Source organism: Rhodococcus opacus (genome assembly GCF_012396235.1).
In the GTDB taxonomy this organism is placed as follows: Bacteria; Actinomycetota; Actinomycetes; order Mycobacteriales; family Mycobacteriaceae; genus Rhodococcus_F; species Rhodococcus_F opacus.
Map to the genome: position 1 here is coordinate 83,773 of NZ_JAAXPA010000009.1, position 9,800 is coordinate 93,572.

9 protein-coding genes are annotated in these 9,800 nt (G+C 64.3%); 6 read left to right on the top strand and 3 right to left on the bottom strand.

Going from position 1 to position 9,800, the window contains the following annotated elements; all coding sequences use genetic code 11:
- Window positions 1-73 precede the first annotated feature (73 nt).
- Together HGB39_RS14480 and HGB39_RS14485 are read left to right on the top strand one after the other, a co-directional pair.
- A complete protein-coding gene (locus HGB39_RS14480; protein ID WP_005564968.1) occupies window positions 74-1,216 on the top strand; it encodes an acyl-CoA dehydrogenase family protein in 1,143 nt (380 codons plus the stop codon).
- 47 nt (window positions 1,217-1,263) lie between these two features.
- Entirely contained in the window at window positions 1,264-1,959 is a 696-nt protein-coding gene (locus HGB39_RS14485; protein WP_005253834.1) for a GntR family transcriptional regulator, read from the top strand.
- A 28-nt stretch (window positions 1,960-1,987) separates the two neighbouring features.
- On the opposite strand, the gene HGB39_RS14490 is transcribed toward HGB39_RS14485, so the two are convergent.
- Window positions 1,988-2,923: an esterase/lipase family protein gene (locus HGB39_RS14490; protein WP_005564970.1), complete on the bottom strand. Its 936-nt coding sequence runs from the start codon at window positions 2,921-2,923 to the stop codon at window positions 1,988-1,990.
- 230 nt (window positions 2,924-3,153) lie between these two features.
- Between HGB39_RS14490 and HGB39_RS14495 the strand changes: the two genes are divergently transcribed.
- Genes HGB39_RS14495 through HGB39_RS14510 form a run of 4 tightly spaced genes read left to right on the top strand, consistent with a single transcriptional unit; the run spans window position 3,154 to window position 7,548 of the window.
- Window positions 3,154-3,591: a chorismate mutase family protein gene (locus HGB39_RS14495; RefSeq protein ID WP_005564972.1), complete on the top strand. Its 438-nt coding sequence runs from the start codon at window positions 3,154-3,156 to the stop codon at window positions 3,589-3,591.
- The gene (gene pabB, locus HGB39_RS14500) at window positions 3,591-5,663 is read left to right on the top strand and encodes an aminodeoxychorismate synthase component I (RefSeq protein ID WP_005564974.1); all 2,073 of its coding nucleotides are present in this window, start codon (window positions 3,591-3,593) and stop codon (window positions 5,661-5,663) included. Before HGB39_RS14495 ends, pabB begins: the two co-directional genes overlap by 1 nt.
- Complete coding sequence (locus tag HGB39_RS14505; protein WP_005564975.1) at window positions 5,660-6,592, top strand: prephenate dehydrogenase/arogenate dehydrogenase family protein; 933 nt, start codon at window positions 5,660-5,662, stop codon at window positions 6,590-6,592. Before pabB ends, HGB39_RS14505 begins: the two co-directional genes overlap by 4 nt.
- Entirely contained in the window at window positions 6,589-7,548 is a 960-nt protein-coding gene (locus tag HGB39_RS14510; RefSeq protein ID WP_005564976.1) for an AurF N-oxygenase family protein, read from the top strand. The genes HGB39_RS14505 and HGB39_RS14510 overlap by 4 nt, the downstream gene beginning before the upstream one ends.
- A gap of 114 nt (window positions 7,549-7,662) precedes the next feature.
- Here HGB39_RS14510 and HGB39_RS14515 read toward each other — a convergent pair whose 3' ends face one another.
- Together HGB39_RS14515 and HGB39_RS14520 are read right to left on the bottom strand one after the other, a co-directional pair.
- Entirely contained in the window at window positions 7,663-8,445 is a 783-nt protein-coding gene (locus HGB39_RS14515) for a glycosyltransferase family 2 protein (protein ID WP_081276424.1), read from the bottom strand.
- Window positions 8,446-8,728: 283 nt separating this feature from the next.
- Window positions 8,729-9,556, bottom strand: a complete 828-nt coding sequence (locus tag HGB39_RS14520) for a glycosyltransferase (RefSeq protein WP_155755945.1) — start codon at window positions 9,554-9,556, stop codon at window positions 8,729-8,731.
- Between the last annotated feature and the right edge of the window lie 244 nt (window positions 9,557-9,800).

Here is a 9,800-nt window from a genome sequence, read left to right on the forward strand (position 1 = left end):
TCGCGGCAAGCCCCACAGTCACCTCCGGCCAACCGATTCGCCGGCCCGATCAACCATGAGGAGTCCCCCGGACATGAGCGTCGAATTCACCAGTGAACAGAAGGACTTCGCGGCGGCGATCGCCGATTTCTGCAAGCGCGAGAGCGGCACCCGCGAGCAGCGCGACAGGCTGACGAATCACGGCGAGCACAACCACAATCAGGACGTCTACGAGAAGATGGCCAAGCTGGGCTGGCTGGGCATCACCATTCCCGAGGAGTACGACGGCTCGGCCGCCAGCCACGTCGACATGTGCATCCTGCTCGAGGAGGCCGCCAAGGGGATGGCCCCCATCGGCGGCATCGGTCCCACCCTGATCACGGGCGGCGCCTACGCGAAGTTCGGAACCGACGCACAGAAGGACATCGTGCTGCGCGGCATCGTGGCCGGCCGATCACAGTCCATCTCGATGTCCGAGCCGGAAGCCGGTTCCGACGTCGGCAACCTCAGCACCCGCGCGGAGAAGACCGCCGACGGCTGGGTGATCAACGGTCAGAAGACGTGGTGCTCCAACGCGCACTTCGCCGACAACATCCTGCTCGTGGCCCGCACCGGGCGCGGCGACGGCAAGCACGAAGGCCTCACGATGTTCCACGTCCCCGCCGATACCACCGGGCTGAAGATCAGCGGCATCGACACGATGGGCGGCAAGGAGGTCAACGATCTCTACTTCACCGATTGCGTCCTACCCGAGGACGCGGTGGTGGGCGAGGTCGGCAACGGCTGGCGCCAGCTGATGACCGGCCTGAACTTCGAACGCCTGATCCTCGCCGCCATGATGCTCGGCACCGCGCAGCGCGCGTTCGCCGACACCCTCGACTTCGTCACCCAGCGCAAGCAGTTCGGGCGGCCCGTCGGATCGTTCCAGGCGCTGCGCCACCGCATCGCCGATCTCGCGACCGAGATCGAGTGCTGCAAACTGCTCGTCTACAGCGTCGCCAAGGACGTCGACGCGAACCCGGACAAGATGCTGGCCCGCGAGGCGTCGATGGCCAAACTGAAGGTCACGGAGACGGCGAAGAAGGTCGCACTCGAGGGCATGCAGATGATGGGAGGGTACGGCTACGCCACCGAGTTCGACATGGAGAAGCACGTCCGCTCCACCATCGTGTCGAGCATCTACGGCGGTACCAACGAGATTCAGCGCGACATCATCGGCAAGACCTACGGCTTGTAATCACCACCCGCGGTTTATGCTGGTTTGCCGCATCGAAGGAGTTCTCCATGGCATCGCCCTCCGTGTCACGATCCCCAGCGGGCCGCACCCTGCGCCGCCGACCCCAGCTGTCGGACGACGTCGCCGTGCACGTCCGCAACCTGATCATGTCCGGGGGCGTTCGCCCGGGTGACTTCATCCGCCTCGACGAGACCGCGGCAGACCTGGGGGTCAGCGTCACACCTGTCCGTGAGGCGCTCCTGACCCTGCGCGGCGAGGGACTCGTCGAACTGGTCCCCCACCGCGGGTACGTGGTCGCACCGCTCAGCCGGGACGACATCCACGACCTCTTCTGGCTGCAGGGGCAGATCGCCGAGGAACTCGCGGTCCGCGCGAGTCGGTCGGCCACCCCGGAGGCCGTCGAGGAGCTGACCGCGATCAACGAGAAGCTGCGACGCGCCGTCCAGGACGGCGACGCCGACCGCATCGAGGATCTCGAGTTCTCGTTCCACCGGGTCATCAACCGTCTCGCGGACGCGAGCAAGCTGTCGTGGTTCCTGCTCAGCGCCACCCGGTACACCCCGGTCCAGTTCTATTCGTCCGATCCGGCCTGGGGTGAGTCGGCGGTCGAGAGCCATCGCCGTCTCATCGCCGGGCTCGCCGACGGGAAGGCCGACGTGGTGGGTGCGGAGAACAAGGCCCACTTCATCGACGGCGCCCAGCGACTGGTCGCACATCTCGACGAGGTCGGCATCTGGGACTGACCGGCACCACCGGTGCCCGGCGCCGGGGTCAGCACGGTGCGGGGTTGCGCTCTCCATAGGTCGGGTCCAGCGCCCGCTGGATGATGTACACGGCCCGCGGATCGGTGGTCAGCGCGTTGTGGTCTGCGGCGTTCTCATCGCATCCGTCCTGCAGCCAGACATTGTTCACGGTGGCCCCCGGGCCGGCCGTCAGGAACGTGTTCTCCGGCGGTGTCGACACGGTGTCCCGGCGGCTGGCGACCACCGTGTACTCGATGCCCGGGTCGGTGTCACCGCCGGCGTTGAGGACTTGCAGGAAGGGTGAGCCCACCATCTGCTGGATGTAGGACGGTCCGACCGCGACACCGGCGAGCGTCGTGACCGGCACACCCAGTGCCTGCGCGATCGCACCGAGCGCCTGGACGTCCCCGAAGCTGGTGCCGTGGTTGGTGGCGCCGAGCGTGACGAGCGAGTGCACTTTGTTCAGCGCGGGGTTCGTCCGGTCGGCGCCGCCGTCGAACCGCAGGTACTGGCGGGACACCGTGCCACCGAGCGAGTGCCCGACGATGTCGACCTGGGGCGCACCGGTAGCGGCGCGGACCTGGTCGACGAAACCGGCGAGCTGCCGAGCGGACTCCGCGATGTCGGCGCCACCGAACATGCGCATCAAGTTGCCCTCGGACATACCGGCCACCTGGCCGTAGTTGAGGGCGAAGACGCAGTAGCCCTCGGAAGCCAGTGCCGGAGCCAGGTCCTTCCAGGTGGCCGACATGCCGACCCAAGTACCGTGCACCAGCACGACGGGCCGCGGATGCGCCGAGGATGGCTTACAGCTCCAGTCGTTCGCCCCCGACAGCACCGACGGGTCGGCCGCGGGCGCGGGTTCCGCGATCGCGGGATCCGCTGCCGCTGGTGCCACGCTACAGAGCATCACGATGCCTGCCAGCGCGAACAACAGGGCCCTACCGGCCGACGATATACGCATATTCCTCGTATCCTGAGTTGACGGAAATAGACTTCAGGTTACGTTACCCAACTGTCCATCAAAGTCTCAACTTGAGATCGAGACTCTGGGGGTGATAACCCACACGGTTCGTATTCGGCTGATCACGGACAGCCCTCCCGGCCATCCGGAAGGCTCATGGAAACGAACCACCAACGACACACGATAGTCGGGATGAGAAAGCTACTGCCGATCGAGTGAGTGGGGCGACTATGTACTTCTCCATAGGACAGCGGAACGGCGACGATTCCGGAGAGCATTCTGACGCTTCGGCGCAGCAGGCACTCGAGGGTCTGCGCGCGGAACTCGACGCAGTCGACGCGACCCTGCTCGAAGCGGTCCGGCAGCGCTTGGAGGTGTGCCTGCGCATCGGCGAACTGAAGCGACGCGAGCACATCGTCATGATGCAGCCAGGCCGGATCCACATCGTCCACGAGCGGGCGCGACAGTACGCGGAGAGCCACGCACTGTCCCCGGCGTTCTTCGACTCGATCTACGACCTTCTCATCGCCGAGACCTGCAGGCTCGAGGACCTCGTGATCAACGCGGAGCCCGCCGACGAGGCCCCCCACCACAACGGACACCACGACCACTGCGACAACCACCACGTTCGTCACAGTTCCGCGCCATCTGCGAATGTCGAGTCGTGATGAGTACCCGGACGCTGTTGGTCGACAACTACGATTCGTTCACCTACAACCTGTTCACCCTGCTGGCCGAGGTGAACGGTGAACCCCCCACGGTCGTGCACAACGACGTGGAGTGGGATTCGATCCCCTGGTCCGACTTCGACAACATCGTCATCTCCCCCGGCCCCGGACGCCCGGAGCGGCGACGAGACTTCGGGATCAGTGCGCGCATCATCACGGAGACCGAACTACCCGTCCTCGGCGTGTGCCTCGGTCATCAGGGACTGTGCCAGCTGTTCGGGGGCAGCGTAGTTCTCGCACCCGAACCGATGCACGGCCGCGTGTCGCTCGTCGAACATGACGGTTCCGAACTCTTCGCCGGCATTCCGTCACCGTTCCCGACGGTCCGCTACCACTCGCTGATCGTCGAGGATCTCCCCGACGACCTCGAGGCCACCGCCTGGACCGCCGACGGCCTGCTGATGGGTGTCCGCCACCGGACTCGTCCGCTGTGGGGCGTCCAGTTCCACCCCGAATCGATCAGCACCGCCTTCGGTCACGAACTGCTCGCGAACTTCCGCGATCTCACGCAGACGCATTCCGGGACACCCACGCACGGGTCCATGCTGAGAATCCCGATTCCCCACGCGCCGTACGTGGTCCAGCAGGTGCGCGTCGATCACGAAGTCGATCCCCGCACCACGTTCGAGGATCTCTTCGCGTCCGGGCCCAACGCGTTCTGGCTGGACGGGACGTCGGCCTCGGAACCGACTTCGCGATTCACCATCATGGGCAATTGTTCCGGCCCGCGCGCCGAGTACATCACGTACGACGTCAGCGAAGCGATCGTCCGGATCACCCGCGAGGGGTTGCCGGTCGAACAGGTGCACGCACCGTTCTTCGACTACCTCGAGCGGCAACTGCAGGCCCGGTCGGTGCCCGGTCTCCCGGGTGTGCCGTTCGGCCTCGGCTACGTGGGGTACCTCGGCTACGAACTGAAGGCCGAGACCGGCGGCACGGCGGCCCACAAGTCGCCCACCCCCGATGCCGCGCTGGTGTTCGCCGACCGCGCCGTCGTCATCGACCATTCGGGCGAGCGGACCTACGCGCTGTGCCTGAGTGATCATCAGGACGATCCGGAGTTGCGCCGCTGGCTCGACGAGATGGAGGTGGCACTGCATCGGCTGGCCGAGCCGGACAACCCGCCGACCGCGGTGTCGCCGATCCGGAAGCCGGAGTCCGCCGAACTCGCCCTGCGCCACGAGCACGACAAGTACCTCGAACACATCGCGACCTCGCTCGGTGAGATCCGGACCGGTGAGTCCTACGAGGTGTGCCTGACCAACATGGCGACAGTGGACCAGTCGATCGATCCCCTGCACACGTTCGAGTTGCTGCGCTCCATCAGCCCCACCCCGTACAGCGCGTACCTCCAGTTCGCCGGACTGTCGGTTCTCAGCGCCTCCCCCGAACGGTTCCTGAGGATCGGCGCGGACCGGGTGGTGGAGTCCAAACCCATCAAGGGGACGCGGCCGCGCGGCGCGACCCCCGCCAAGGACGCGGCGCTTCGGCAGGACCTGCTCGACAGCGAGAAGGACCGCGCCGAGAACCTGATGATCGTCGATCTGACGCGCAACGATCTGGCTCGGGTGTGCGTTCCCGGATCTGTGCACGTTCCCAAGCTCTTCGACGTCGAGACGTACGCGGCCGTGCATCAACTCGTGTCGACCGTGCGCGGGACCCTCAGCGCGGATGCCTCCGTCGTCGAGTGTGTTCGCGCCGCCTTCCCGGGCGGATCGATGACGGGCGCCCCGAAAATCCGGACCATGGAGATCATCGACCGGCTCGAGTCCGGGCCGCGCGGTGTGTATTCCGGTTCGATCGGCTACTTCTCACTGACGGGGACGGCCGACCTGTCGATCGTCATCCGGACGATAGTCGCCACGGACACCGAGGTGACGTTCGGTATCGGTGGGGCGATCACGGCACTCTCCGACCCGGAGGAGGAGTTCGACGAGGCGATGGTCAAGGCCGCCACCATGTTGCGGGCACTAACCGTGACGGCAGACCGGCCGAACGAGATCGGGCCGTGAACGTCCCGGCCGCATCCGCCCGGACCGTCGCGCTGATCGGCGGTTCCGGCGATGTCGGCCGGATGCTGGCGGCTCGGCTGCGTGCCGACGGAAACACGGTGCGCACCATCGACATCCGATTCACCGATCGATCCGACCCGGATCAGGTGAAGGGCGACGTCACCGACCCGTCGCCGGAGCTGCGAGCGGTGGTGAACGCGGCCGATGCGGTGATCCTGGCGATCCCCGAAAGCATCGCGCTGGAGGCGATTCCGTTCGTCGTCGCGGAGTTGGCCGAACACGCCCTGCTGGTCGACACGCTGTCGGTGAAGTCCCGATTCGACGCCGCCCTGCGCGACAGTGCGCTGCACACCGGTGCGGTGGGCATCAACCCGATGTTCGCGCCTTCCCTCGGACCGGAGGGCCGCCCCGTCGCGGCGGTGACCTACCGGGAAAGTGGTGAGGTCGAGTGGTTCCTGTCGGTGCTGTCCGGCTGGGGGTCGTCGGTGGTCCGCCTGGACGCCGAACACCACGACCGGCTCACCGCAGCGACCCAGGCGCTGACACACGCCGGCGTCCTCGCGTTCGGCCTCGCGCTGGCGGACCTCGGTGTCGACGGCGCCGAACTCACCGCGGTGGCGACCCCTCCCCACCTCGTGTCGCTCGCGCTCCTCGCGCGGGTCGGCGGAGGCGTCCCGGAGGTCTACCGGGACATCCAGGCGGGCAATCCCTTCGCGGGCGAGGCCCGCCGCGCGCTCGCCGCGGCGCTGACCACTCTCACCGAAACCGTCGAGCGGGGCTCGGAGGACGATTTCGCTTCGCTCATGTCCCGCTCGACGTCGGCGCTCGGCGACCGGAGCGAACCCCTCGCCCGGCTGTGCGCCGACCTCTTCGCCGATCTCGTTCGCAGGCAGCCGCAGTTGTGTGACAAGAACGGAGATTCGTCATGACGCCCCAGAAGACTCCCTCGCTCCCGGAGTATGACCCGGCGGATCCGGTGGAGAGCGCCGTCGTGTCCCGGCTCGCCCGGAACTGGGGACAGCGGGCGACCGTGAAGAAGCCGGAACCGGACCTCGACGCGCTGTTCGACGTCGACAAGCAGGACTACCCGAACGAGTTGCTGCCCTTCGCCGATCACGATCGGTTCCTCGGAATGACCGAGGAGCACCGGAACCAGCTCCGGGCGTGGGCCTGGATCGCATTCAACAAGAACGTCATGGACATCGAGCAGTACGTGGTCAATCCCGGGTTCGACCTCGTCGCGCACGATGCCCTGGACACCGGGCTCGGAGACACGTTCGCCGTGGCCGTCCACCAGGCGATGGTCGACGAGCAGTACCACACCCTCATGCACCTGAACGCGAGCGCGGTCACGCGCAGGCAACGCGGTTGGGCGATGCCGAACAACGCCCTTCCCGACGTCCTGACGTTGCGCCGACAACGCGCGGCGACGGCCGAGGCCGCCGACCCGAGGAAGCGGGCGATCACGACGTTCGCCTTCATGACGGTGGCGGAGATCTCGATCAGCTCCTACCTCGACCTGATCTCCGAGAACGACGTCATCCAGCCGGTCAACCGGGCGACGGTGAGGCTGCACAATCGCGACGAGTATTGCCACGCCTCGATCGCCGACGACATCGCCGGCGTCGTCTACGACACGCTGAGCCCCGACGACCGCCGCCACTTCCTGGACGGGCTCGTCGACGCGATGACCGCTTTCAGCAGCAACGACTACTCGACGTGGCACACCATCGTCGGACTCATGGACCTGGGCGGCGGTCAGGCGATGATCGACGACGCCGAACACGACACCCGCCGATCCGCACTGGTCCAGGATTTCGGTGGCATCCACAAGCTGTGCAAGCACCTCGGCGTCGCGGGCGAGATGTCCTTCGAGTGGGCCTAACCCCGCCATCGCGAACCCGTGGCTCTCGTCGCCTCGTCTGCTTCGCCGGTTGAAAGCCAGAACCACGATCAACTGTGGAGCGGAGGAAGTTGATAGCGCTCAAGGTTCGCGGTCTCACTCAAGATGCGCGCGAGGCTGCGAACGTTTCTCGACTGGCAGAAAAATCCTGCGGAAGGAGAACGTCGCAGTTTCTGGATTCCACGCGCGGAACGGCATCCAGGTCAAGAAGTAGAACGGCATTGCGAAGACCGCAACCAGCACGAGATTCACTGCCGCCTGGACGCGGTGTCCGTGCACTGCGAAAGCCATCGGGCCACGTTTCGCATAGCTCCAATAGGCGGCGGGCGACGTGAGGTATCGACGTCCGGATATTTGCGCACTCATTCCCGGCAACAGTGCAATACGATACCCCTTCTCTTTTAATGACAACGTAATATCGGTGTCTTCGTGAATATCAGCGCCATCATGCAATAGCGGCTTTAAATCGGCCCACACTCCCCGGGCTATTGCCATATTTGAGCCGAAAACCCCCGGCGAATCAATCCCCTCTCCGCGTTCAAGCTTGTTGCGCTTTCGGGCATTCAATTTCTGATGCGCTTTCCTGAACGACTTCTGAAAGGGTAGATCATATATCGAGCACGTTCCGGTCGCCGCGCCGTAAGCGTCTCCGTGCTCCTCAAAAAATCTTCTTATCGACGCGGCCCAACCGCGATCGACCGCCGTATCCACATCGATTCTCGCGATCACATCCCCGGACGCAACGTCCATGCCCGCGGTGCGCGCGGGGGCACACCCCTGCTTAAGTTCACGCACTAGCCGGATCTTTGGCTCGGCGTTGGCCAACTGTGCGACAATCGCAGCCGTGTCATCGCTCGAATTGTTGTCAACAACGATTATTCAACGATATCATCAGCCTGAGATAGAAGGGATTCCAGACACCCCAAAATTGAGTCAGCCTCACTGAACGCTGGAATTACTACGGAGAGAGTCGGTCCCGGCATACCTCTTTTATAGCAGATCGAAGATCCTATCGACGACCGGAATCTCACACTTGCGCACCGAGGGACACCTCCGATCAAGGCCGGCACACCGATGGAGATGAAGGTAGCCGAGGTAGATACGTCAAACGGAGCTCACCTTGCAGTACCACGCAAGCGTGGTAAGGATTCCCGCTCGACCGCTACTCCACAGCAGAATGGTCAACCAAGCTATGTTTCGTAACGGGCACTTTCGCCAGCGTTGACCACTCGCGCTGACCGTACGTCCTCCTTATGCCGCGAGCCCACGCGAGCCACGATTGTCCTTCATAGGACAATCGACTCCGGTTCGCCCGCGCTGTTTTTTGCCCTAGGTGGTTGATGTATGAGCGCTCCGTCACGTAAACACCGAATCCCGCGCGCCCGACTCGAAAGCAGAGATCCATGTCTGCCCCCCATGCGAACTTCCCGAACGTTCTCGCATCAAGTCCGCCTGCTCGAACCCACGCGTCGCGAGTTATCACTAGGGCCGTGCCATCGACGAACGGAGCCTTTCGGTAAATGTCGATCGGTTCATACGACGCTGCTGGCCCTGTATACGCCGATTTCTGGTGCGGATTCACATCGTCGTACGCGGGCACGATTACTCCCGCATCCTCCGGAAGTCTCGAGTCTAAAAGTCCGTCGAAGAATTGCGGGGAAAGACGCGTATCGTTGTTGAGAGTCATTGCATACTCGTAGCCTTCGCTGAAGGCAAGGCGGAACCCCAGATTCGAACCTTCAGCCCAACCCAAATTTCGTCCAGGCGTCACGACTCTCTCATCTGCGATCCGAACGTAGTCGCCTTTGTTATCAATGATGACGAAGTCAGCATCGCGCCCCTGGGCAGACAGATCTGCCACCAGGGCATGCGTGTAGGCAACTTGACCATATACAGGTACCGCCACCAGCAGCTTGCCAGCAACCCGGCTCCGAGCAGGTTGTTGCTGTGAGACGGTTTGGTCGGCGATTGGCTGCTGGGATTGCGTCATCGTGCAGAATTCCTTCGGAATCGGGTATTGCAACGGACGGACTCGCGCACACCACGAAATCCGTGATCTGTATGAAAAGGTATATCACCATCGAGCGTCATCGGCACGAGTCCGACCGTTCTTTCGCCGCCACCAACTTCCAATCTCCTCTCCTGCAAGAGTTTTGATGCGTATTGAACAGCGGAACCGACAGGGCCCGTGCTGGGAAGGAGGCTCGGAACCTTCCCCCCACGGGCCGCGGAGA

Bases quoted from the DNA above. Each gene is read 5' to 3' on its own strand.
- HGB39_RS14480 (WP_005564968.1), top strand. From the start codon at position 74: ATGAGCGTCGAATTCACCAGTGAACAGAAGGACTTCGCGGCGGCGATC.
- HGB39_RS14510 (WP_005564976.1), top strand. From the start codon at position 6,589: ATGACGCCCCAGAAGACTCCCTCGCTCCCGGAGTATGACCCGGCGGAT.
- pabB (WP_005564974.1), top strand. From the start codon at position 3,591: ATGAGTACCCGGACGCTGTTGGTCGACAACTACGATTCGTTCACCTAC.
- HGB39_RS14485 (WP_005253834.1), top strand. From the start codon at position 1,264: ATGGCATCGCCCTCCGTGTCACGATCCCCAGCGGGCCGCACCCTGCGC.
- HGB39_RS14520 (WP_155755945.1), bottom strand. From the start codon at position 9,556: ATGACGCAATCCCAGCAGCCAATCGCCGACCAAACCGTCTCACAGCAA.
- HGB39_RS14495 (WP_005564972.1), top strand. From the start codon at position 3,154: ATGTACTTCTCCATAGGACAGCGGAACGGCGACGATTCCGGAGAGCAT.
- HGB39_RS14490 (WP_005564970.1), bottom strand. From the start codon at position 2,923: ATGCGTATATCGTCGGCCGGTAGGGCCCTGTTGTTCGCGCTGGCAGGC.